This window comes from Desulfocastanea catecholica, assembly GCF_054657295.1.
This window is the reverse complement of sequence record NZ_BAAHYZ010000192.1, coordinates 1-237: the sequence shown is the minus strand read 5'-3', so window position 1 is coordinate 237 and position 237 is coordinate 1. Positions and strand designations below refer to the sequence as shown.

The window sequence follows — 237 nt, the reverse complement described above, 5'->3', positions numbered from 1 at the left end:
ACCGGTGCAACCATAGGGGCAATTATTACCATGGACATGATGATGGCCATAACCTTCTCCCGTTCGCGGCCACTATAAAGATCCTTTACTATGGCGGTAGCCACTACTGTTCCTGCACTTCCTCCTAATGCCTGTACGATACGGCCGGCGATAAGCTGTTCCACATTCTGGGTGAATGCACAAAACACGCTAGCAAAGACATATATCGTCAACCCCGTTAGTAGAATGGGCTTTCTG

The 237-nt window shown here is 48.9% G+C and carries 1 protein-coding gene; it reads right to left on the bottom strand.

From position 1 onward, the window contains the following. A partial coding sequence (locus ACYQ8U_RS23475) for an MFS transporter (protein WP_459947961.1) occupies nt 1-237 on the bottom strand: 237 nt, incomplete at both ends.